Source organism: Nocardia gipuzkoensis, from assembly GCF_021183645.1.
GTDB lineage: Bacteria > Actinomycetota > Actinomycetes > Mycobacteriales > Mycobacteriaceae > Nocardia > Nocardia abscessus.
Genome location: NZ_CP089225.1, coordinates 3649673 through 3670160 on the forward strand (window position 1 = coordinate 3649673; position 20488 = coordinate 3670160).

18 protein-coding genes are annotated in these 20488 nt (G+C 70.0%); 9 read left to right on the top strand and 9 right to left on the bottom strand.

The window, feature by feature from the left end; all coding sequences use genetic code 11:
• Positions 1 to 8: 8 nt before the first annotated feature.
• The 3 genes from LTT66_RS16425 (at position 9) to LTT66_RS16435 (ending at position 2850) form a co-directional block, all read left to right on the top strand.
• The gene (locus LTT66_RS16425; RefSeq protein WP_233068474.1) at positions 9 to 677 is read left to right on the top strand and encodes a DUF3239 domain-containing protein; all 669 of its coding nucleotides are present in this window, start codon (positions 9 to 11) and stop codon (positions 675 to 677) included.
• Positions 678 to 729: 52 nt separating this feature from the next.
• The gene (locus LTT66_RS16430; protein ID WP_181722803.1) at positions 730 to 1368 is read left to right on the top strand and encodes a LysE family translocator; all 639 of its coding nucleotides are present in this window, start codon (positions 730 to 732) and stop codon (positions 1366 to 1368) included.
• 72 nt (positions 1369 to 1440) lie between these two features.
• Positions 1441 to 2850: a M1 family metallopeptidase gene (locus LTT66_RS16435; RefSeq protein ID WP_233068475.1), complete on the top strand. Its 1410-nt coding sequence runs from the start codon at positions 1441 to 1443 to the stop codon at positions 2848 to 2850.
• Between the two features lie 4 nt (positions 2851 to 2854).
• Here LTT66_RS16435 and LTT66_RS16440 read toward each other — a convergent pair whose 3' ends face one another.
• Positions 2855 to 3685 carry a hypothetical protein gene (locus LTT66_RS16440; RefSeq protein WP_233068476.1) on the bottom strand — a complete coding sequence of 277 codons (831 nt, stop codon included), beginning with the start codon at positions 3683 to 3685 and terminating at the stop codon, positions 2855 to 2857.
• Positions 3686 to 3979: 294 nt separating this feature from the next.
• On the opposite strand from LTT66_RS16440, the gene LTT66_RS16445 reads away from it, so the two are divergent.
• A complete protein-coding gene (locus LTT66_RS16445) occupies positions 3980 to 4510 on the top strand; it encodes an LppU/SCO3897 family protein (RefSeq protein ID WP_195094810.1) in 531 nt (176 codons plus the stop codon).
• A 13-nt stretch (positions 4511 to 4523) separates the two neighbouring features.
• Here the strand turns inward: LTT66_RS16445 and LTT66_RS16450 are convergent, their stop codons facing one another.
• Positions 4524 to 6818 (bottom strand): helicase-associated domain-containing protein, encoded by a 2295-nt coding sequence (locus LTT66_RS16450; RefSeq protein ID WP_233068477.1) that lies wholly within the window; start codon positions 6816 to 6818, stop codon positions 4524 to 4526.
• A 127-nt stretch (positions 6819 to 6945) separates the two neighbouring features.
• Here LTT66_RS16450 and LTT66_RS16455 point away from each other — a divergent pair, with 127 nt between their 5' ends.
• Positions 6946 to 7134 (top strand): hypothetical protein, encoded by a 189-nt coding sequence (locus LTT66_RS16455; RefSeq protein ID WP_043686720.1) that lies wholly within the window; start codon positions 6946 to 6948, stop codon positions 7132 to 7134.
• 83 nt (positions 7135 to 7217) lie between these two features.
• Here the strand turns inward: LTT66_RS16455 and LTT66_RS16460 are convergent, their stop codons facing one another.
• Together LTT66_RS16460 and LTT66_RS16465 are read right to left on the bottom strand one after the other, a co-directional pair.
• Complete coding sequence (locus tag LTT66_RS16460) at positions 7218 to 7844, bottom strand: resuscitation-promoting factor Rpf1 domain-containing protein (RefSeq protein WP_181722808.1); 627 nt, start codon at positions 7842 to 7844, stop codon at positions 7218 to 7220.
• Between the two features lie 406 nt (positions 7845 to 8250).
• A complete protein-coding gene (locus LTT66_RS16465) occupies positions 8251 to 8493 on the bottom strand; it encodes a hypothetical protein (RefSeq protein WP_233068479.1) in 243 nt (80 codons plus the stop codon).
• A 186-nt stretch (positions 8494 to 8679) separates the two neighbouring features.
• On the opposite strand from LTT66_RS16465, the gene LTT66_RS16470 reads away from it, so the two are divergent.
• The gene (locus LTT66_RS16470) at positions 8680 to 9099 is read left to right on the top strand and encodes a cold-shock protein (protein ID WP_174377662.1); all 420 of its coding nucleotides are present in this window, start codon (positions 8680 to 8682) and stop codon (positions 9097 to 9099) included.
• Between the two features lie 37 nt (positions 9100 to 9136).
• Here the strand turns inward: LTT66_RS16470 and LTT66_RS16475 are convergent, their stop codons facing one another.
• Positions 9137 to 10666 carry a sulfatase-like hydrolase/transferase gene (locus LTT66_RS16475; protein ID WP_233068481.1) on the bottom strand — a complete coding sequence of 510 codons (1530 nt, stop codon included), beginning with the start codon at positions 10664 to 10666 and terminating at the stop codon, positions 9137 to 9139.
• 111 nt (positions 10667 to 10777) lie between these two features.
• Here LTT66_RS16475 and LTT66_RS16480 point away from each other — a divergent pair, with 111 nt between their 5' ends.
• Positions 10778 to 11374, top strand: coding sequence for a TetR/AcrR family transcriptional regulator (locus tag LTT66_RS16480; protein ID WP_233068483.1), 597 nt, complete (start codon positions 10778 to 10780; stop codon positions 11372 to 11374).
• A gap of 60 nt (positions 11375 to 11434) precedes the next feature.
• Here LTT66_RS16480 and LTT66_RS16485 read toward each other — a convergent pair whose 3' ends face one another.
• The 3 genes from LTT66_RS16485 to LTT66_RS16495 form a co-directional block, all read right to left on the bottom strand.
• Complete coding sequence (locus LTT66_RS16485) at positions 11435 to 12016, bottom strand: DUF2771 domain-containing protein (RefSeq protein WP_233068484.1); 582 nt, start codon at positions 12014 to 12016, stop codon at positions 11435 to 11437.
• The gene (locus LTT66_RS16490) at positions 12013 to 13920 is read right to left on the bottom strand and encodes an MFS transporter (RefSeq protein ID WP_233068485.1); all 1908 of its coding nucleotides are present in this window, start codon (positions 13918 to 13920) and stop codon (positions 12013 to 12015) included. Before LTT66_RS16490 ends, LTT66_RS16485 begins: the two co-directional genes overlap by 4 nt.
• Positions 13921 to 14013: 93 nt before the next feature.
• Complete coding sequence (locus tag LTT66_RS16495; RefSeq protein WP_233068488.1) at positions 14014 to 14787, bottom strand: glutaminyl-peptide cyclotransferase; 774 nt, start codon at positions 14785 to 14787, stop codon at positions 14014 to 14016.
• Between the two features lie 17 nt (positions 14788 to 14804).
• On the opposite strand from LTT66_RS16495, the gene LTT66_RS16500 reads away from it, so the two are divergent.
• Together LTT66_RS16500 and LTT66_RS16505 are read left to right on the top strand one after the other, a co-directional pair.
• Entirely contained in the window at positions 14805 to 16787 is a 1983-nt protein-coding gene (locus LTT66_RS16500) for a DUF3027 domain-containing protein (protein ID WP_233068490.1), read from the top strand.
• Positions 16788 to 16819: 32 nt separating this feature from the next.
• A complete protein-coding gene (locus LTT66_RS16505; RefSeq protein ID WP_233068492.1) occupies positions 16820 to 19831 on the top strand; it encodes a sacsin N-terminal ATP-binding-like domain-containing protein in 3012 nt (1003 codons plus the stop codon).
• An 8-nt stretch (positions 19832 to 19839) separates the two neighbouring features.
• Here the strand turns inward: LTT66_RS16505 and LTT66_RS16510 are convergent, their stop codons facing one another.
• The gene (locus LTT66_RS16510) at positions 19840 to 20457 is read right to left on the bottom strand and encodes a TetR/AcrR family transcriptional regulator (RefSeq protein WP_233068493.1); all 618 of its coding nucleotides are present in this window, start codon (positions 20455 to 20457) and stop codon (positions 19840 to 19842) included.
• Positions 20458 to 20488 lie beyond the last annotated feature (31 nt).

Genomic DNA, 20488 nt, shown 5'->3' on the forward strand with positions numbered 1-20488 from the left:
ATGAGGGCGTGCGACGCTTCGAATTCGCGGTGGACCGCAGGCACGCCCACGCGGTCAACGAAGTCTTCGCCGACCTTCGCCGCCTGCGCGTCATGGCGATCGCCGCAGCGGTCGTCGCGGCGAGCGGGGCGGCGTTCTTGATCTGGCTGGACCACACCTGGGCGTATCTGGTCGCGGTCGCCTTCGCGCTCGGCGCGGTGACCGCCCTGTGGGTGGCCCTGTGGACGCCGTGGCATTCCAGCATCGAGAAGCTCTACGCGGACGGAGAGTTGGTCCCCGCGGTGGTCTCGGAGGTGCGTCCGTCCGGTGTGGTGCTGCTCGCCTTGGTGGACGTCTCCACGCCGGAGACAGGTGACCGGCGCTATGCCTTGGTGACCCGCAAGGTCGGTGCCCTTCCCGGCCATGAGGCCAAGGTGGGGGAGCGAGTGCCGTCGGTCGCGGTGCGTACCGACCGGGCGCCACGGCCGGTGGGCGAGCGCTGGCAATCGGTGAGCGCCATGCCGATCGCGTGGGGCACCACCGACGGCAAGGTCATCGCAGGCGCCCGCGCGGCGATCGGCGAGACCGAGTGGCGGTTGCTCACCGACAATCTCGGGCTCGCGGAGAAGGTGCGGCGCACCACCACGAAACGGTTGCTGCTCGATCCGGATCAGTTGCCCGGCGAACTCGGCACCTGAATCCGGCTGCGAACGCACGATTCCCGGTTGCGCGCGCGCCTACACTCGAAGGATGGTTCCAGCGTCCAACCTGCTGGCATTCGTCGCCGCCGCGGTCGTCATCATCGTCGTGCCCGGTCCCGGCGTGCTGTTCACCGTCGGTCGTGCGCTCACCCTCGGCCGCCGCGCGGCATTGCTCTCGGTGCTCGGGCACGCCGCGGGTGTCTACGCGGCGTTGGTCCTGGTCGCGATCGGGCTGGGTACCTTGCTCACGGCGTCGGCGCTGGCGCTCACGGTGGTGAAGTTCGCGGGCGCGCTGTATCTGATGTATCTGGGAATCCAAGCGATTCGCCAGCGCTCGGCGTTGCGCGAGGCGCTGGGCGCCCCGGTCGAGCCGACGCCCCATGCGCGAGTGCTGCGCCAGAGCGCGATCGTTGGACTCACCAACCCCAAAGCTATCGTGTTCTTCTCCGCGGTGCTGCCGCATTTCGCCGACCCGGCAGCGGGCTCCTTGTCGTGGCAGTTCCTCCTGCTCGGCACCGTCTTCCTCGCCATCGCGCTGGTCTCCGACAGTGCGTGGGCACTGCTGGCCGCCTCGGCGAGGTCCTGGTTCGCGAAGTCGCCGCGGAGGCTGGAGGCGGTCGGTGGAGCGGGCGGGGTGATGATCTTCGGTGTCGGCGCGTCGGTGGCGCTGACCGGCAGCGGCGACTGAAGCCGCTACCATCCAGCGTGGTCGGTGCGCCGGTACCGGCATGAGGCGGGGTGGAGAGGGGTGGTCGTTCGTATGAGGTTGTCCGGCCGGATGTGCGCCGCGGTCGCGTGTGTGTTCGTCGCGGTGCCGTGCTTACCCGCGAACGCCGAACCTCCCGCGGACCCGTTCGTCGGCGCGCCGGGCCTGGGCGATCCGTACTACCCGCTGGACGGCAACGGCGGCTATGACGTCCGGCACTACGACATCGCCATCGATTACGACCCGCCGAGCCGTCGGCTCGCGGGCACTGCCACGATCGACGCCGCCGCTACCCAGGCCCTGCGCGTGTTCAACCTGGACTTCGCGGGACCGGAGGTGCGGATGGTGTCGGTGAACCACCTCCCAGCCGCCTTCGACCGCAACGGCGAGCACGAGTTGACGGTGACGCCGATGCTCCCCCTACTGCCCGGGGTGCCGTTCACGGTCACCGTCGACTACGCGGGCCCCGCCGTGAACACCCAAGGCGAGGGATGGACGTTCGCGCCCAGCGGCGGCGCTTTCGTCGCGGGCGAGCCGCACTCGGCCACCAGCTGGTATCCGCTCAACGACACCCCGCTGGACAAGGCCACGTTCACGCTGAACGCCACCGTTCCCGCGGAGTGGGAGGTGGTGTCCAACGGTGTGCGAACCGAGAACGTGGTGCGCGGCGACCAGCGGACGGTCCGGTGGGCCAGCGCCGAGCCGGTGCTGGGCTACCTGACCACCGTCGCGATCGACAAGTTCGACTACCTCGAGCAGCGCAGGGCCGACGGCACTCCGCTGATCAGCGCGTTCGCGCCGAATGCGGACAGTCGCCAGCGCGAACTCGAACAGCGCCTGCCGGAGATCCTGGACTTTTCCGAACAGCTCTACGGCCGGTACCCCTTCCAGGCCGCGGGCGGCATCTACCTGGACGCCGACATCACTTTCTCGCTGGAAACCCAGACCCGCCCGCTCTACGCACCGCGGATCGATCTGCAGACGGTGGTCCACGAGATCGCGCACCAGTGGTGGGGCAACTGGGTGTCGGTGCGCAACTGGTCGGACATCTGCCTGAACGAGTGCTTCGCCAGCTACACCGCCGACTACCTGTGGCCGGAGCGCACGGAGGGCAAGAACGTCGACGACGACTACCGCAGGACCATCCGGAAGTACCGCGACAGCCAAAAGTTCTGGGACATCCCGCTGGAGAACCCCGGCGCCGGGAAAGAGTTCACCTCCGTCTACTACCGCGGGCCGCTGTTCCTGCACGCGCTGCGCAAGCAGATCGGCGAGGAGGTGTTCTTCGCGACCGTCCGGGATTTCCTGGCCGCGCACGCCTACGGCAACGCCTCGATGCCGGAGTTCCGCGCCTTCGTGCAGTCCAGAACGCCTATGAATCTGACCGGTTTCTTCCACGCGTGGCTGAACACCACCGCGCCGCCGGTGGAGGAGTACCTGTTCCCCGGCGCCCTGCGCAGCTGAATCGTCAGTCGTTCGCGACGTGCTCGCGAGCCTTCGCCATTCTGCGTTCGGCCCGGTCGAGCCGGCGTTGCGCGGCGTGTAGGTCCTCCTTGGCCGACCGCTCGGCCGACTTGCGGAATTGCCGCTGCTGTTCGGCGTGCGTGAGCTCCTCGCGCAGCGCGGCGACGCGTTCTTCGGCGCCGGACAGTTCTTCCGTCGCTTCCGCGAGCGCGGATTGCGCAGAGTCCTTTGCGGCGCGAGCGGATTCGACCGCCTCCTCGGCGTCGGCCAGCTCGCGGCTCGCGGTGTCGTCCGGCTGCCGCCGCGATGCCGCGCGCCGGGGTGCCGCGGCCGGTTCGGGCACCGCCAGCAGGTTCGGTCCGCTCGGCCCGAAGCCTTCGTAGCTCGCCGCGGTGGCGAGGGTTCCCGTGCGCAGCCGCTCGGCCACCTCCGGGTCGGCGAGTGCCGCAGCCAACGTCTGGCCGACCTCACGCACAACACCCTCGCCGACCGGATGCCCGTGCTCGGCGGCGAGCGTGCCCGCCTTCTTGGCGAGCGCGTTGACCAGCTGCTGCCGCTGGGCGGTGAGGCTGCGCAGCCGCTCGGCCGAGAGTTTCCGCTGAGCGGCGGCCAGTGCCGCGCCCAGCCGGAGCAGATCCGCCACTTCGCCGGGTGCCGCGCGGGCCAGCAGGTTCGCCGCCCATGCGGTCAGGGTCGGCTTGCGTAGCTTGCCGATGGCAGCCGCGAGCTGTTTATCGCCCGCCTGCTTGGCCTCGGCCGCCCGGTCCGCGCGGGCCGCGACGAATTCCGCGGGCGCCAGCCCGTACAGGTCGTGCGCGACGTCCTCGACCGTCATACTGACCAAGCGTAACGACCCGGTCTCGGACGACGACACACTCCGCATACCGGACAAGAGTCCAGTTGGATGAAAATCGCGAAAGGCGTTGCTAGTGAATTACTCTGCGTTCTCGTTGCTCGGTCGTCTGCTCCCCAGCATCCTCGGTTACGCGCTCATGGGGCTCTACGGCACGCACATGTAGCGCGCCGCCCGCTCGGGGTCAGCCGGTTGGCTGATGCGGCCGCTTGGTCCTGCGGGTATCCTCACCGCGTTCACGAGCCCGTGAACGTGTTCGGTGAGAGAGGTTTTCAGGTGAAGTTTCCAGGAGCGAGGCTGCTGGCACGGGTCGTGCTCGCCCTCGTCGCGGTGGCCGCGGTAGTGGTCACGGTGGCCGGCTGTTCGATGATCGGCGACGCGGGCAAGTCGGACACTGCCAAGGCCGAGGTCGGCGACTGCATCAACGTCATCGAGGGCTCGGCGGTCGATTCCAAGACCGAGCCGGTCGACTGCTCGTCGGACAAGGCCGTGTACAAGATCGCGCAGTCCTACGACAAGAAGACCGACTGCGCCGCCGACTACACCTCCTATGAGGAGACCCTGGGCGGCGGAACCACCGCGTTCCTGTGCCTGGCGCCCAACTTCAAGGAGGGCAGCTGCTACAACGAGAGCAGCACGACCGGCTACAAGCACGTCGACTGCGCGTCCGCGGACGCCACCTTCAAGGTGCTGAAGCGGATCGACGGCCAAGCCGACGAATTGCTGTGCGACGCGAACGCCGACGGCTTCCGGCTCATCGAAACCGATCCCAAGGTCACCTTCTGCACGGGCAAGCCGAAGGGCTGATCATCCCAGCAGGTCATTCCAGCAGGGCGACCGACGCGATCCGGTGCAGCGTGAAGTGCCGGACCGCGCCGGTGACCGGGTCCAGCGCGTCGAGCTGCCCGTTGCCCACCTTCAACGGTTCCACCACGCGCTGCGTGGCGACCCCTTGGGCGTCGACGTAGCCGATGTTCACCGATCGCCGCACCCGCGCCGCGAGCTGGAGCAGGGCGAGGGTCGCGGCGGTGTTGGTCCTCGTCCCGTCCAGGCGCACCGACTGACCCGAGCGGGCGCTGGCCGCACGTTCGCTCGCGCGTAGCTCGGTGACGAGCAACTCGAGTTGTTCGGTGCTGGGCGGTGTCGGGCGATACGGCTGCCGTGCGGCGGGCCGGACGGAGATCCGCGCGCCACGCGGACGCAGATTTACGATCGCGCCTGCCGAATCCTCGCCCGCGGGCGCGAAACCGGCCGCGCGCAATTGCTCCAGCAGTTCGCCCAGCGGCGCCTGAGCGATGGCGACGGTCGGGGCGATGGACCGCAGCGCCAGCGTGCCGGCCACCGGTGCGGCGAGCACCTGCGCCAGCAGCGCCGGATCGTCGCTGCGGATGAACGATTGCGCCATGCCCGCGCGCAACTGGCCGTGCCGCCGGGCCACGTCATCTATCAGATAGGTCAGCGCCTGGGGGACCGGCGTCCTGGAATGCTTGGCGAACAGGGCGTGCAGTTCGGCCGCCGTCAACCCCGCGTCCAGGGCGCGCCGCACCGACGACTCGCCGATCCGATACACCGTCGCCGCGCCGGCGGACTCGACGTCGGCGGCCAGGGCGACGCGGTGCTGCAGGTCGGTGGTCAGCGGACCGGGCGCGATCACCGTCAGGTCCGCTTGCACCAGCACGTGATCCACCGGCTCCGGCAGCGCCGACTCCATCTCCGCCTCGGCGTCGGCCACGCTGGTCGGCGCCGCGTGCAGCAGCGCCCGCGCCGCCGAGCCGAGCGCGCCACGGCCGACGAAGCCCAGCGCCGCCGCTTCGGCGAGGGTCTGCTCGACCACCTCCGGACGGAAGTTCCTGCGCCTGCGCGGCTGCCGCCAGGCCAGCAGCCGGCCGATGTCCGCCGGGGCCGGCGCCGTACCGGACGGATACTCCGCGAGCAGGCCCAGGACGGCATGGCGATCGCGCGGCGCGTTCGGGGTGCGCAGTTCCAGCGACAGCGCGGCCAGCGGCTTGTCGTTGGCATCGCGCATGCCGATCATCCACGGCGTGCGATCCATTTCCAGCCAGGTCTGCCCGAGCGCGGCCCAGCGCCGGGCGGGCGGAGACTCCAGCCAGGCGTCCACCAGCGGTGTGGGCGCCCAGAAATCGTCGGTCGAGTCGAAGTCCGGCGGTGGGTCCGGCAAACCCTTCTCGATCAATTTCGCGGCCGCCAGCAGTTCGACCAGCAAACCGGCTCGCGGCTCGTCGACCCCCGCCTGCTTGGCGATGCGGCGCAGCTCCCGCACGCCGAGGCCACCCGCGCGCAGGGCGGGAGCCGGCGCCTGACCGAGCACCTCGAGTACGGCGGCACAGTGCCGCAGCAACTCGCCGACCTCGCCCGCCGCGACCGCGTTCACCTCGGCGGGCGGGTATTTGGCGGCCTCCGGTTGCGGCGGGGTCAGCGCATGCGGGTGGGTGACCGGTTCCCGGCGCAGCACCTGGCCGACGGTGACCGGAAGCTCGACGGTCTCGTCATCGATCCAGTGCAGCAGCCTGCGGGTCAGCAGCCGCTGAATCGGTCGATCGGACGCGGTGCCCGGTGCGGCGTCCCTGGTGCGACCGCGCGGGCCCGTCGCCGCGAGCTTGTCCAGCAGGGCCCGTTCGGCGGGCTCGAGTTCGGTGAGCGCCGCGACCACCTCGGCTTCGGTGAGGGCGTCGGGAAGCTCGGTCGCGGTGCCGATCGGCCACGGCAACGCCTCGGCGGCCGCCGGAATCAGGTGCAATCCCTGCTCGGCGTCGAGCCAGACCAGCGCCCGAGCCGTCAGCCGCTCCAGCGCGTCGTCGATCGCGGCGGCCTGCACCCGTTCGCTCAGTTGCACATGCAGTTCGGCACGGTTGAGCGGAGCACTGCCGGGGCGGGTCACCCCGTGCACCGCAAGGGTTTCCAGGAGGGCGAATTCCAGAGTGGTCAAGTCCTCTGTGGCGCGCAGCACCGACGCCCGCTGTTCGGTGCGGGCGGCGAGCACGGCCATCGAGGAGGGCAGCGGCACGGCCAGGTCGGGCCGAAGCTGCAGCAGCGTCACGAGCTGGGCATCACTGCGGGCACCGAGCCATCCGGCGAGGGAGTCGGTCACGGTCATCCCGTCCACCCTACGACGCCGGGCCCGGTCGATCGGATCCCGTCACGCAACACCTGAACGCACATCCTGTGTCACCCGACTGGTACGGCCTGAATACTCGGAGGGGCAGCACCGCTAGCATGGGGCCGTGGTGAACAAATCGAAGAAATCCTATGTCGACAACGGCTGGCCGAAGGTGGAAGACGGCGACCATGCGGTCACCGAGCTTTCCTCGGCCCGCTCCGGTGGTCTCTCGCCCTACGGCGAGGACACCGAGTTTCCGGTTCCCGCCGAGCAGTTGCCCTACATGCACCCGAACACGGTGATCAACCGCTGAGCGCGCGACCGGAACGTTCTCGGCTACGAAGAAGGGCCCCGCATCCACGTTGATGCGGGGCCCTTCTTGAAGCTGGGTGGCGATCAGGAGGGCAGCAGGCCCTTGTTCGCCTCGTAGAAGTTGACGACCGCGGGGTCGAGGGTGACTCCGCTGGACTTGGCGGCGTTGAAGAAGTCGAGAGCTTCCTTCGGCACCTGCACGCCCTGGCTCTGCACGACCTCGAGGGCGCGATCCACGGCGGAGAAGATCTGCTGCGTGTCCGCCGGCGCGGCCTGGGCGGCCTGCGGCGCGGGGTTCCAGCGCGGTGTCTCGTCGGTGGCGGGCGCGGAGCGCGGGGTGGGCGCGCTGCTCAGGCCCAGCTTGGACGAGCAGGAGGGCCATGCGCCCCAGCCCTGCGAGGCGAGCACCTTCTCGGCGACCGCGATCTGCTGTTCGCGGCTGGCCTGGTTGGCGGAGGAGGCGTACTCCTGACCGCCGTGGGCGCGCCAGGTGCTGGGCGAGAACTGCAGCCCGCCCTGGAAACCGTTGCCGGTGTTGATGCCCCAGTTGCCGCCGGCCTCGCACTGAGCGAGTCGATCCCAGTCGGAGTCGGGTGCCGCGCTGGCGTTGCCTGCGAATGCCACACCGGCGGTGCCGATGATGGCGCCGGTGACGGCAACCTTGGCTACCGTGCGGCCGGTCGAGCTTGGCTTGCGATGGCGTCCACTCATTTCGGGTTCGTCTTCCTCTCGACGCACCTGCGACATCTTCGGTTCTGGTTCGGACTGAGAGGTCGTCCGTTCCGCCCTCGCCCCTACGTTTCCGTTGGGGTTCCGGTACCCGCGGGGCGAGGCTCGGTGCGGCGGGCCGGTGGTCGCCGGGGTGTCCCGGCTGGATAAGACGGTACGACGAACCGCGGGAAAAATCACTATTTGGTAACCGGCGTGTACCACTGGGTCTCGACGCGATATCAGCTGAGCAATAAGTCTTCGCGCAGCTAGAGCGGTCACGGCTGCTCACCTCGGCCGCCGTCACCGCTCCGTGACCTCCCCGTAATGTGATGAGGATCACACATCCGAGTGGGTAACGAACGCGTCGGGTAACCAGTTCGCGGCGATCGCGGACCCGCGCTCCGGTTCAGCGGGATCTGCGGCCCGAGCGCAGCGTGAACACCAGGGCGAGCACGAACCCCAGCGGCGCGAGCATCGCCCCGAAGTAGAGCCACAGTCCGGGCTCGCCGTCGGTGAGTATGGGGATCGCGAAGATGACGACGATGGCCAGCAATCCCAGCGCGAACAGGCAGAGCGCGAGCTGCAGCAACCAATCGCCGCGTCGCCGCGGGGCGCCGCCGGAAGGGTTCGGAGCGGAAGGGTTCGTCACGGTTCGACGGTAAAACTGATGTGCTTGCGTTATTGGCACCGGGGTAGACTCGGTGGCAATCGCGTCCTGCAATCCTGCTGGGCGCGTTCTTTTCGCACAGAAAAGGGCCGGTCCCGTGACCGGCCCGGTGGACAGATGTGCTCGGGCCGTAGGGGTCCGAGTTTCGATGACGAACGGGTGAGCGCAGTGCCGACCGGCAGGGTGAAGTGGTACGACGTCGAAAAGGGCTTCGGCTTCCTTTCCCAGGACGAGGGTGAGGACGTCTATGTCCGCTCGTCCGCGCTGCCCGAAGGTGTCGAAGGCCTCAAGCCCGGCCAGCGCGTCGAATTCGGCATGGCCGCAGGCCGTCGCGGCCCCCAGGCGCTGAGCCTCAAGCTGCTGGAGGCGCCGCCGTCGGTCCGGCAGGGCCAGGAACGCAACGCGCGCAAGGAACCTGTCGCGCGCAAGCACACGCCTGACGAGCTGCACGGCATGGTCGAGGACATGATCACCCTGCTCGAGGCGAAGGTGCAGCCGGATCTGCGCAAGGGCAAGTATCCCGATCGCAAGACGGCGCAACGCATCTCGGAGGTCGTCCGCGCGGTGGCGCGCGAACTGGACCGATAGTCCTCGCGCCGGCGGCGACCTCCGCGGGCGCTGAGGGTCAGATGCCGCGCAGTTCTCGGGCCACGAGTCCGTCGACGAGATCGTTCATCTCCTCGACCAGTTCGGGCGCGCCGCCGTTGTGGGCGAGGTTGTGCATCTCGTGGGGATCTTCCTGCCGGTCGTAGAGCTCGTAGTCGAATTCCTTGCGGATCCCCTCGATTTCGTGCGGCGTCGAGTAGCGGGCGAAGCTGTAGCGGGGTGTCACCGCGCCCCGCAGGCAGTATTTGACGCCGGCTGCTTGACCGCCGCTGGATTTGGCGTCGGAGGTGAGCAGCAGTGCGTCGCGGAGGGAGCCCGCCGGGTCGGTCAGCAAAGGCGTGAGGTCTTTGCCGACGAGTGGGGCTGTCGTGGCATCGATTCCAGCGAGGGAGGCCAGGGTCGGCACCAGGTCTATGTGTGAAGTCAGTGCGGCGGTACTGGTTCCGTGCGTGGCGGGGTTGCGGGGGTCGGCGATGACCAACGGCACCCGGTTGTTCTCGCGGTAGATCATCGCGCCCTTCTGCCGCAGTCCGTGCGCGCCGCCGAGTTCGCCGTGGTCGGCGACCCGGACCACGACGGTGTTGCCCGCAGCGCCACTGTGGTCCAACGCGTCGAGGACCTCGGTCATCAATTCGTCGGTGCGGCGCAGCAACTCCAGATACCAGTTGCCCCACTGCCGCCATTGGGTACGCCCGAGCGGCGAGTCGACGTCGTGCGGCATCAGACCGCCGACTGCCTCGTTCATGGTGCGCCACACCGTTTGTATCCGCGGCTTGGTCGACAGGTCGGACTCGAAGTTCGGCGGCACGTCGGCGCCGTGATCGGGCACGTCCGCCAGGCGGTAGAAGCGCGGGCAGTACATCATGTCGTGCGGGTTCACCATGCTGACCACGCACAGCCATGGCCGGCCGTCGCCGCCGTGCCGTCGCAGCCAGCCGACGGCGTTCTCGACGACGCCGGGGTCTTCGTGGGCGCCCTCGTTGGGCCCGCCGCCGGACAGGATGTCGTAGGCCTCGTCGAATCCGTATGCCGACAGCGCCGCGCTCTCGGTGCCGACCGGCTCGGAAAGGTGCCATTTTCCGATGTAGGCCGTCCGATAGCCGGCGTTCTTCAGCACCGTCCCGATGGTGGGGATCGTGGTGTCGAGATTCGCGCTCCAGGCGTGCAGCGGTCCGAGGACCGAGCCCATGAGGTCGTTGCCGCGGACGTTGTCGGTCATGCCGGTGACCGGTGCGTGTGATCCGGTGAAGAACGCCGATCGCGCGGGCGAGCACGGCGCCGTCGGCGAATGATGCATGGCGAACCGGACGCCGGCGGCCGCCACCCGGTCGCGGGCGGGCAGTGCGAAGCCCGCGGGCAGGACGACATCCGCGCGCTCCTGGTCGGTCATGATCACCAAGATGTTCGGCCGCGCCGCCGGCGCCGCGACGGCCTCGGCGGCGAGCGCGCCGCTGAGGGCGGGCACGGCGGCGGCCATCATCGCGAGAACCTGACGTCGGTTCGGCGCCGGTGGGCGGGCGCACGCGAGGAACTGATCGGAGTCAGACACGGGACGGACCTTCCTGCTGGGTGGAACGACCACCCCACTGTAACTGATGAATTGACGAAATCATTCAGTAAGACTTTTTCGCTGGTGGAGTCGTCGCGATACTGTGCACTGGTGTCAGGAACCGAGACGACGTCCGCTACGGCACGCGGTGAGCAGACGCGGCAGGCCATCCTCGACGTCGCCACACGCCGGTTCGCCGACCAGGGTTTCCGCAACACCTCGGTGGCGGCGGTGGCTCGCGAGGTGGGTGTGGCGCCATCGGCGGTGTACTTCCACTTCGCCGACAAAGAGGCGCTGTTCGTCGCCGCGTTCGACCGCGACGCCGCGCGCCTGTCCGACGCGGCGCTGCCCCAGTCGGGTCCGATGGACGCCGTGTACTGGCAGCAGGTCGTCAGCCGGTTCGTGACCAGGCTCGACGCCTACCCGCTGGTGCATCGAGTGCTCGCCGGACAGGAGCCGGGGCTGCTCGTTCGACTGGTCGACGGTGTTGTACCGCAGCGCATCCGGCAAGTGCTCGAAGCGGCGTTGCGCGCCGGTCAGCAGTCCGGGGACATCGCCGAAGACCTCGATCCGCGGGACACCGCGATCGCGCTCGAGGCCATCTTCACCGCGGTGATCATCACCGTGGTGCAGGTCGGCGGGAGCGGTAGCTCGGAGCGTATCGACGCCGTCGGCCGTTTGGTGCGGGCTGCTCTCACCCCGGCTTGATCGTCCAGGCGCGGGGAAAGGCGGCCCGCCCGGAAGCGGCGGCTCGCCGCTCGATGCCGCCTACGCCGTGCTGATCGACCAGGTCGCGTGCGGCACGTAGAACTCCCGGCCCGTTTCGTCGCGGGCGAGGATCGGCAACTGGAATTCGACGCCGATGAGACGCAGATCGGGTTCGGGCTTCGAATCGATGGTGAGCGCCAAGGCGCGGTCGGGGTAGTCGTTGCGGCTGATCACCTGGTCGACCTTCTCGCCGTTGGGCAGCAGGTAGACGAGCTGGGCGAGCCAGGGCGCGTCGGCGACCTGCTTCGGCAGCGACAGTTGCAGGGGGTAACCGGCGGGAACTTCCAATTCGACGGTGCGACCGCGGCGGCAGTCCGGCGCGTCCGGGGCGCAGTGCAACGTCTCGAAGACCGTGCCCGCCACGTCGTCCTCGGGCAGCACGCGGCAGTCCCGCATGGTCACCGCGCAGTAGCTGAACGGCCGCACAGTGACCGTCTTGCCGTGCGCGTAGGCGGTGAGGGTGACGTCGGGTTCGTCGGCGTTGCGGACCAGCACCGCCAGAACGCCCGCGAAGGCGACGGTGAGCACGAGCAATCCGGCCGCGACCAGCGCGACGATCGTGCGTGCGTTGAGCTTGCTCACCAGATCGGGTCTCCTTGCCCTCGTTGGATGCGTTTGGTGTCGCCGCCGCGGCGCGCCGCCGGATCCTGCGCGCCGGGTGCGCTTCCGGGGTAGCCATGCGGCCGGAGTGCCGGCACCTCTTGTTCCGCGTGCTGCGGGCGGTTGCCGCCGAGGCCGGGCAGCAACGAGTGACCGCGGAAGCTGAGGAAAGTCTGCACCAAGCCGAGCACGAGTATCGCGGTGACCACCGCGAAGCCCTTCCAGTAGTCGGTCGGCAGCAGCACGCCCGCCGCGCCGCCGACGACCCAGCTCAGCTGGAGCACGGTCTCCGAGCGACCGAAGCCGGAGGCGATCGACTCCGGCGGCAGGTCGTCCTGGATCGAGGCGTCCAGCGACACCTTGGCCAGCGCGCTCGTCGCGGCCGCGACCAGGGCGGCGGCCGCCGCGCCGAGCAGATTGTTCGCGAACGTGGCGAACAGCGCCACCAGCGCGCAGGCCGCCGTGCAGCCCAGCACGATCAGTGCGGGCCTGCCGAGCTGGAGCCGGGCGCCGGTCGCGTTGCCCGCGAAGTTGCCGACGGCCGCGGCCGCGCCCACCGCGCCGAGCATGAGGGCCTGTTGCACCGGCCGGTGCTCGGTCGCCTTGGCGACGAACGCGACGTAGAAGGTGAGGAATCCGGTCAGTACGCGGATGGCGCTGTTGCCCCAGAGCCCGGTCACCACGGCGCGGCCGAGCGGCTGCCTGCGTTTGCGCGGCGGTACCGACGACTCCTTGCCGGAGGACAGCACCTCGGTATGCGCGTCGGGGCCGTGATAACTCAGCGTCGCGGGCACTTCGCCCTCGGTCACTTCGACCCAGGAGGGGATGCGCAGGCTCAGGTAGGCCCCCGCACAGGCGATCAGCGTCGCGAAAACCAGCGCGCCGTTTGAGCCCGCGATCGCCGCGGCCAGCCCGGCCAGCCCTCCCGCACCGATGGTGCCGCCGACCAAACCGAACACCGTGAGACGGGAGTTGGTGCGGACCAGATCGATGTCCGGCGGCAGTACCCGGGGTGTCACCGCGCTCTTGAGCACGGAGAACGATTTGCTGCCGATCATCATGCACAGCGCGAGCGGATACAGCGCCCAGGTGTCGAACTCGAGGATCAGCACCACCGCGACCACCGCGCGCACCGCGAACGACGTCGCCAGCGCGAGGCGGCGACCGCGCTGCAGGCGATCGAGCATCGGACCGATCAGCGGGGCGATCACCGCGAACGGCGCGATCGTGATCAGCAGGTACAGCGCCACATTCGTCTTGCTCTCCGCGGTGGCGCTGGCGAAGAACAAGGTGTTGGCCAGCGCCACCGCGATGGCGGCGTCGAGGGCGAAATTCGCCATGGTCGCGTAGGTGAGCGCCGTCAGGCCCGACTTGTCGGCGCCGTCGGCCTTGGCCGCGCGCTGGAAGGTCGCGATGCCCTTCTCGGTGAGCTGCCTGCCGCGCAGGGCGGCCACACGGGTAACCGTGAGTTTGCGCGGCATCCGCCGCGCGCCGGAGGCGGCCGCGCTTTCGGGTGGTTGCACCGCATCCTGGACGGCGGTATCGGGGTAGTCGCCGGCTGGTGGTTCGCTGCGACGAGGCGGTTGCGGGCGGTGCGGGAAGGCGTGCCGAGCCGCGTGGCCGGAGGCACTCGGTTGCTCGGTGTCCGGTCCGAGCGGGAAAGGTTTGGTCGCCGGAGGCCGTGGGGCTTCGCGTCGCGGTGCAGATCCCGGCTGGTCGTAGGGCTCGGGGGCGCGTCCGCGTCCCAGCGGTGGCAGCGGCCCTCGGCGTCGCGGCGGGTTGGGGGGCGGGTATCGGTCGAAGCCGGGATGCCGATCGAACGGCGGGGACTCCTCGCCTTCCCACCGATCACGGTCGGGACCGGAAGGTTCGCGGGGAGTAGTCACGCCCTCAATTCTGGCGTACTCCCGTGCTGGGCGTTCACGCACGCTCCGTGGCGGCCGCGGAAAGTGACCATCGTCGCGGATCGTCGGACCTGCTCAGGCGGGCACGAAGCGGACCTCGAACATGGTCGGCCAATTCTTGCCCGTGATCAGGAACCGGTCGGTGCCGGGCAGTTGGGCGATGCCGTTGAGGGCGTCGGCCCCGGCCCGCGCGGTCGCCGGGAGCAGACCGGCGGCGTCGGCGGACGCCAGCACGGCGCCGGAACCGGGGTCGATGCGCAGGATCGTGTCGGTGGGCCAGTCGTTGGCGTAGACCGACCCGTCCGCCGCGCACTCGAGTTCGTTGAGGCGCGCGCCGTTGTGGCTGGTCAGCTCGACCGAGCCGGTCGGGGCGAAGGTGACCGGATCACGGAAGGTGAGCCGGTCGGTGCCGTCGCTCATGATCAGTCGCCCGTCCCGGGCGCACAGGCCCCAGCCTTCGCCGTCGTAGCTCGCCCGGCCGCGTTCGGCCAAGGTGGCCGGGTCCCGCGCGATGGCGACGCCGTCGTGCCAGGTCAGCTGCCAGAGCGTGGCGCCGGCGAGGGTGATGCCCTCGCCGAAGTAGGGGGCGGGCAATTCGGTCCTGGCCAGTTCCTCGCCGGTCGTCAGCCGGGACGCGCGCACGCTCGACGCGCCCGGCAGTCCGGTGCCCTCGTAGAGAACCTCGCCGTCGACTTCCAGCCCCTGGGTGAACGCCTTCGGGTCGTGTGGTCGGGTGCCGACCACCTCGATGTTCATCCTGGGTGTCGTGTCCTCGGCGCCGCCGCATCCGCTCGTAACGAGCAGACCGACCAGCACACCGACGGCCAACGAACGCCGATTGCGTTCCATACGGCAAAATGTAGGCCGTGAGCGCAGTTTCTGTTTCGGAGTCCGGCGTGCGGCCGATTCTGGCCGATGCCGTCGATTTGGCCCGCCGTGCGCTCCTGGAGTTGGAACCGTTGGGTGTCGGCGCGCACCTCGGCGTGATCGCCGAGGACGAGAGCGCGGCGACCCATCGATTCGAGGCCACGCTGCCCGGCTATCGCGGGTGGCAGTGGGCGGTCGTGGTGGCCGCCCCGCCCGAGGCCGATTACGCGACGGTCAGCGAGTCCGCGTTGCTGCCCGGGCCCGAGGCCTTGGTCGCACCCGAGTTCGTACCCTGGGAGCAGCGAGTTCGCCCCGGGGACCTCGCGCCCGGCGACCTGCTCGCCCCACCCGCCGACGACCCGCGCCTGGTGCCGGGCTACATCGCGACCGGCGATCCTGCGGTCGACGAAGTCGCCTATGAGATCGGCTTCGGGCGCACCAAGGTGATGAGCAGGGAAGGCCGCGCGGAGGCCGCCGAACGCTGGTACGCCGAATACGGCCCCGACGCCGAGATGGCCAAGGCCGCGCCCGCCACTTGCGGCAGTTGTGGCTTCTATCTGCCACTGGCCGGAGCGCTGCGCGCCGCGTTCGGCGTCTGCGGCAACGCCATGGGCGCCGATGGGCGCGTCGTCCACGTCGCTTACGGCTGCGGTGCGCACTCCGACACCGAAGCCCCCACCGGCGGCGGCTCCCCGCTCTACGAGGCATACGACGACGCGGCCATCGAGGTGATCCCGCTCGAAAAGGGACGCGCGCGCGCCGCCGAGGCGGATACGCCCACGGGTGGTGGTCGGCACCGTGCGCCCGAGGCGAGCAGTGCGCCCGCGGCGGTTGAGCAGGCGGAGGACGCGACGGGAACCGCCGAGGTCCGCGCGGACGCGGCGGTCGAGCAGGCGGAGGACGCGACGGGAACCGCCGAGGACCGCGCGGTCGCGGCGGTCGCGGCGGTCGCGGCGGTCGCGGCGGACCTTGCGGTCGCTGAGGGCGCTGCGGTGGTCGAGGACGCTGCGGCTGCCGAGAGTGTGGTTCCTGCCCAAGACGATGCTGCAATCGAGGACCTTGCCGGTGCCGAGCACGCCGGCGGTGCGGAGGGCCTTGCGGCCGGCGGGGCGGCCTCGGAGAACGCGGCTGTCCCGGAAGAGAACACCACCGCCGGGGCTCCGAGTGGGACCGGCATCGGCCAGTCCGCCGACCGGACGGCGACTGCGGGTCCTGAGGTGACCGAGCCCGATGCCGCCGGGGTCGGTGAAATCGATTCCGCCGCCGTGGCCGCCGGATCTGGCGTTCCGTCCGCCGGGCGGGAGGTGCCGAGCGCGGGCGATGTCGCTGAGCCGCCGACGGTGCACGACACCACGTCTGCTGCCGCCGACGCGAGTTCCGTAGCCGCTCAGGGCGAGCCGCGCGGCACGGCGGACGACGCCGCCAGCCCGGCGCTCCGCACGGGCGACGCGGCGGACACGCCCGCGGCGACCGATGAGAGTGGATCGGCCGCTGTGGTCGCAGCGTCGGTCGATACGCGAAGCACCGGCAGCTCCTCGGATAGTGCGGTCGGTACCGAGTCGAGTCCGGCCGAGCAGGTGACCGCCCCGACCGAGTCCGCGGTGGGATCGGGCTCGTCGGAGACCCAGCCCAGCGAGCCGCGCACCCCCGCATCGGGCCTGTCCGGTACGAGCGTGGACGACGCAGCTCTCCCGGTGACCGATGACCGTGAGCCGGGTTCGGTGAGCCCGCAGTCGGATCCGGTAACCGACGTGGAGCAGCCCTCGGCCGATTCGGATCCCGTCCAGTCGTCCGGCACCGGGTCGAGTGTGTCCGAGGCGGAAGCTTCGTCCGCCGACGCGCCCGGCGCGCCGGAGACCAGCGCTACCGATTCGCCGGTGCAGGCCGGAACCGAGATCGCAGGTGCGCCAGCCGGTTCCACGGTCGGTGACGAGCCGGGGTCCGAGGCACGGCCGGAGTTCCAGTCATCGCCGCGGAGCTGACCGAGGCCGCCGATCCGTTCGGCACGGCGGCGTTGCGGGCGGGAGTGCTCGCCGCATGGCGTGATTCGCCGACGCGGTTGCGGGAGGACGCCGCGACCGAGCACGACTTGGTGCGCGCGGGCTACCGCGACCGGTTGCTGACCGAGCTGGCGCAGAACGCCGCCGACGCCGCGCGTAAGGCGGGCGTGCCCGGTGAACTCGTCGTCCGGCTCGACGGCCGTGACCTGTCCATCGGCAATACCGGTGCGCCACTGGACGTCTCCGGCGTGCACGCGCTCACCGCCCTGCGTGCGTCGGCCAAATCCGACGACGGCGCCGTCGGCCGGTTCGGCGTCGGATTCACCGCGGTGCTCGCGGTGAGCGACGACATCGAGCTGCGGTCCGCCTCCGGATCCCTGCGGTTCTCCCGCGACCTGACCCGGGAAGACCTGAGTCGCAACCAGATCCGGATTCCCGCTGTCGAAACCGGCGAGTTCGCCCCGCCGGTGCTGCGGTTGGCCTGGCCGACTCGGGCGCGACCGGCGGACGGTCTCGACACCGAGGTGGTGCTGTGCCTGCGCGCGGACGTCGACGCCGACGCGCTCCTGGCTGCGATGCGCGCCGAAGCCGTCGACTTGCTGTTGGAACTGCCCGCTCTGCACCGCATCCGCGTCGGAGCGGACGAATTCGTCGGCAGTGCGGAAGACATGGGCGGCGGCATGCACGAGGTCTATGTCGACGGGCCGGGCAGCGAACAGCGCACCTGGTGGCAGTACCGCACACCGCGCGCACGCTGGCTGCTGCCGGTGCGCGACGGCAAGCCGGTGGCCGCCGCTCCGGACGTGCTGCGAGCGCCCACCCGTTCCGACGAGGAACTGTCGCTGCCCGCGCTGCTCATCGCAGACATCCCCATGCAGCCGGATCGTCGCAGGCTGTTGCCCGGCGCCCGGCTCGCCGAATTGGCTGCGGGCTACGCCGATTTCGCCCGTGCCCTTGCGCCACGCGACCGTCTGGTGCTGGTTCCCGCGCCTGGTTTCGCTCGCAGCGAGGCCGACGGTCTGCTGCGCGAAGCCCTGCTGCACGAGCTGCGATCGCATCCTTGGCTGCCGGTGGTAGCCACCCCCCGGCGCGCTCCGCAGGAAGATTCCGGCGAACAGGTTTGGCCTGACGAATCATCAAGTATTGCAGTCAATTTCGGTGTGATCGGTGTCGCAGCGTCCGCCCCGATCGGTAGCCCGGAGGACGCCGAGCCCCACGTATCCGCGCCCAGCGCTGAGCCAGGCCATGTCCGGGCCGCCGAACCGGCCGATGTATCCAGCGCTTCATCCATCCCCGTCGGCGAGCTGTACGCCGAGCCCGGCGCCGGTTCCCCCTCCGCCGAATCGCCGTTCACCGCCGTACGGCCACCGCTCGAGGACGTTGCCGTCCCCACCCGCGCATACGTTCTCACCGGTCTGACCGCGGAGTTGGCTGCACTGCTCGACGACGTGGTCGGACCCTTGGTGATCCCGGACCTCTCCGGGCGGGCTCAGGCCGAGGCCATGGGCGTGCTGGACGTGCACCGGCTGGGGTTGGCCCGGCTCGCGGAATTGTCGGGGGGCCTGGAGCGGCCGCCGAGTTGGTGGCGGGAGTTCTACGCCGCGCTGGAACCGTTCGTGGTGGATCCGCTCGCGGCCGAAGAGCTGGGCGCGCTGGCGGTTCCGCTGGCGGACGGCCGACTGGTCACCGGGCCGCGCACCGTGGTGCTGGACGATCAGCTCGAGGTCGCGATCCCCGTGCACTGGGCCAGGCTGGCGCACCCCGAAGCCGCGCACCCGCTGCTGGCTCGGCTCGGCGCGCGGTCGGCCACCGCCGAGGATCTCCTGAACGACCCCGGGTTGCGGGCCGACTTGGAGGATCACCCGGGCGATCCCGACACCGCCGACGCCGTCCTGCGTCTCGCCGCGCACGCCGACCCGCAGTCGCTGCCCTCCTGGCTCGGGCTGCTCGAATTGCCCGACGTCGATGGCGAGCCGCGCTCCGCCGACGAACTGCTGCTGCCCGGCGCGCCGCTGCGCGAACTGCTCGTGCCGGACGCGCCGTTCGGCACGCTCGACCCCCAGCTGCTCGAACGCTACGGTGCGGACGCGCTGCGCGCGGTCGGCGTCGGCTGGGATTTCGGTGTGATCGTCGAGGCCGATCCGACCGGCCCCGATCATGATCTGGCCGACGAGGAACAGTGGTGGTCCACGTTGCCGGACGATCCGCCGGAGCTGATCGCCGTTCGCGACCTGGACTTGGTCGACGACCGCGCCTGGCCGGAAGTGCTGCGGCAGCTGGCCGCGACGTCGCGCACCCGCCGTCTGCTCACCGACGCCGACGGCTACACCGCGTGGTGGCTGCGCGCGTACGCGCGGATCGACAGCACCGCGCTGGGCCTGTTCCGTCACCCCGCCGATACCGAGTTCGACGGGCTGCTACCGGCTTTCACCGTCGCCGACGTGGACCCGGACGCCTATCGCGCGGTTCTCGCCGACCCGGGGACGATCACCGACGAGCTGGCCGCCGCGCTGCTGGACGCGCTCGCCGATCCATCGAGAACGCCCGCGCCGGAGGTCGTCTCGCGGACGCACGCGCGCTTGGCCGCCGCCGTCGCCGCTGGTCTGCTCGATCTCGAAGAGCTGCGACCACCCGATCGTGTGCGCGCGCTCTCCGGCGCCGTGGTCGATCCGGGCGACGCGTTCGTCCTCGATCAACCGTGGTTCGGTCTGGCGGTGCCACCGGACCGCGTGGTGGCGGGCGATACCGAAACCGCCTCGGCCCTGGCGGCTCTGCTCGATCTGCCGCTGGTGTCCGAGGCCGTCACCGCCGAGGTGGTGGAGGCCGGCCGCCGCACGACCTGGGCGGCGGAGCCACTGGGCGTCGTGCTGCGCCAGGTATTCGGCTTGCCCGCGCAAGCGGGCGAGCTGATCGTGCACCAAGAGCTGACGGTGCGGCTGAGCGGTGCGATCGAGGCGACGGTGGCGGTGCCCTGGTGGCGGACCGGCGCGGCCGTGCACGTTCGCGCGCCGCAACCGCGTAGCTGATCCCGAGGCTAGTGCGCGGCGTATCCGGTGATCATCTCGCTCAACAGATCCAGCTGCCCGCGCACACTCTCGCTGTCGTTGTCCACCAGCCAGCGCAGCACCACACCGTCGATGACGTTGAGCGTGAAGCGGCTCAGCGTCTGCACCGGAACCGACCAGTTGGTGCCGGTCGCGTCGCGCGCGTGCTCCAGGATGTCGGCGACGGTGGAGTCGTTGAAGTTGTACTGTTCGCGCGCGATCGCCAGTTTCGCCGGGGTTTGTTCGCCTTCCCGCAGTGCGTAAGTGGTCGTTTCGTAAGTGAGCAGCTGCCGTTCCGGAGTGGCTTCAATGTTGAGCCACATGAGTTCGAGTCCGGCCCGGATCAATTTTTGAAGGGCTTCTTTTCCACTTCCGACGTCTTGCCATACCGTTTCGTTTGCGTCGACGGAATCGCGCAATTCCATCGCCAACGCTTTGACCAGCTCGGTCATCAGCGCGTCCTTGTTTTCGAAACAGTAATGCACCACACCGAGCGAGACGCCGGCCGCCTGAGCGACATCACGCGTGGTCACGCCCGCGACACCCTTTTTCTCGGCAAGGCCGATCGCGGCCTCGATAAGGTGGGCCCGTCGTTCTTCGACGCTCAATCGGGAGGACACCCAAGGGAGTTAAGCGCTC